We start from the raw sequence: 2,020 nt of genomic DNA, 5'->3' as shown, positions 1-2,020 counted from the left end.
GGCCGACGGTGTCCGCCGGAGCGAAGACATGGTCGTCATGGGATGTTCACCTGCTCAGGGGCGGGACGGCTCGGAGGGCGCCAGGGATAGAACGGGAGGCTGCGGTCGGAGGGTTCTTCCTCGATCCAGCGGATCAGCGGGTCGCGATTGCCGGCGGCTTCGAGGCTGTAGCCGGTGGCGGCCCGCTCGCGGACTTCCCGGATGAAACGCCGCAGGTCCCGGTCCTTGCCCGTGAACGGCAGGAAACGCAGATGCGGCGAGGCGAAGAGACCGGCGAGGGCGACGATGTCCGGGTAGGTGGAGGCGACGAGCTCGATGTCGTCCTTGAAGGCGTGCCATTTCGGGCCACTGAGCGCGGTCATGCGGTCGCGCCATCGCCGGTCGAACCGGTCGCTGTCCCACCAGCGGAAAGAGATGTCGGTGGCTTCGGCCATCGCGTAGGTGACAGTCGGCTGGCCGTGGCGGCGGACGAGGTTGTAGTGGTGGCGCTGTGCACGGATCACCTCCGGGACGGTGCGCAGTTCGAGCTGGTGCCCGTATCGGCCGATCCAGCGGCCGTGTCTCAGACAGATGTTGGTGCTGACCGGGACGTGGTGTGAGGCGTGGGTGGTGATGCCCAGGCCGGCCAGGCAGCGGGTGCAGACGGGCTGGGTCGTCCATCCTTTGTCGGGGAGTGGCTTGAAGGGTTGCGCGGTGAAGCGTGCGGCCAGTTCCGCGGTCCGCAGGTCGGGCAGGGATTGCAGGAGCCGGTCGACGGGGTGCCCGGACAGGCAGTGGATCACGTGCAGGGTGGTGAGCTTGCCCGGGTGGATGCGGTCGGGGTCCTGGATGTGCGCGGACAGCTCCTGATGGGAGATGCGGTTCGCGGCGGCGAGGCGTCCCAGGTAGGAGCCGGAGGTCTCGCGGTGCAGCGGCTTGATCGTGCGGGGGAGCTGCCGCAGCCTCGGGCCGGGAAGGACCGGTGTACTCACGCGGCATCCCCGATCCCGTCGTCCTTGCCGTCGGATGGGGCCGGGTTGTCGGACTGGGTGCTGTGGTCGACCGGAACGGAGTCGAGCAGGCGCCGTGAGATCCGCTCGCTGCCGTCGATGATCGCGCTGATGGCGGCCGCCCGGATCAGGTGGGACAGACTGCTGATGCTGCCGCCAGTGCGCTGGTGGAGATACTTCGCCTGCCCGGAGAGGGTCCCGCTGGGGTGGCGGTGGAGCCGAAGAGCATGCTCCATCGTGGCGATCATCGACTGCCACTCGGCGGTCTCGGGGAAGTTCCCGGTCGCGCGCATCACGCAGCGGGCAGCGATCTGGCGGCCCCTCACCCCACTGAACAGGCCCTCCCGTTCGACGTTGATGCCTGCATAGACGAACGTGGCGGGGATGTGCTCGGTGAAGTACTTCAGGTGGTCGGACATGTCCTTGCCGGTGGACGTGGCCATGTTGATGTTGTGGATCTCGTCCACGCAAACCAGGTCGCAACGGGCGTCGGTCAGGAGCTGGCAGACGGTGTCGGCGATGTCCATCTCGTTGTGCCGCGACTTCAGCGGCAGGCCCAGGAAGTGCGCGAAACGGGTGGCGAGCTTGCGCGGGGAACCGTTGGGCGGGGCGGAGACGTAGACGACCGGGATACGGTCGTGGTCGGGGAACCGCTGGCGTACTCGCAGCTCGTGGATGCGGCCGAGCTGCTTGATCGCGGTGGACTTGCCCGTCGCCCAGGGCCCGGACACGATCAGACCGCGGCGGGCGCTGATCTCCCGCCGGTTCACCAGGGTCAACATCCGTCCCTGGTGGGTGACCTCGCGGATCGTGGGCGTCTCCACGACAATCAGTTCGGAGTGGTAGTTCACCCGGGCCTCGTCGTACTCGTGCCGGGCCGACGGCTCCAGGGCCTGCCACCCGTCCTCGGACAGCAGGTCGAAGGTGAGCGGGTCGGCGTTCACGAACCGGCGCCAGCCCTCCAGCGTCGTGGTCGGCAGACGCCGTTCGTCCGCCATCCCGAACTCCGGGAAGTTCACCACCACTTCTTC

The 2,020-nt window shown here is 68.1% G+C and carries 2 protein-coding genes; both read right to left on the bottom strand.

From position 1 onward, the window contains the following. Nucleotides 1–35: 35 nt before the first annotated feature. The gene (locus tag NQU54_RS48385) at nt 36–971 is read right to left on the bottom strand and encodes a TniQ family protein (RefSeq protein WP_257636627.1); all 936 of its coding nucleotides are present in this window, start codon (nt 969–971) and stop codon (nt 36–38) included. Then, the coding region (locus NQU54_RS48380) for a TniB family NTP-binding protein (protein WP_372506436.1) at nt 968–2,020 on the bottom strand (1,053 nt) is incomplete at its 5' end. The genes NQU54_RS48385 and NQU54_RS48380, both read right to left, overlap by 4 nt.

Origin of the sequence: Streptomyces malaysiensis subsp. samsunensis, from assembly GCF_024519315.1 — a bacterium.
In the GTDB taxonomy this organism is placed as follows: Bacteria; Actinomycetota; Actinomycetes; order Streptomycetales; family Streptomycetaceae; genus Streptomyces; species Streptomyces malaysiensis.
The sequence above is the reverse complement of the archived record's forward strand: the minus strand, read 5'-3'. Positions and strand labels throughout refer to the sequence as shown.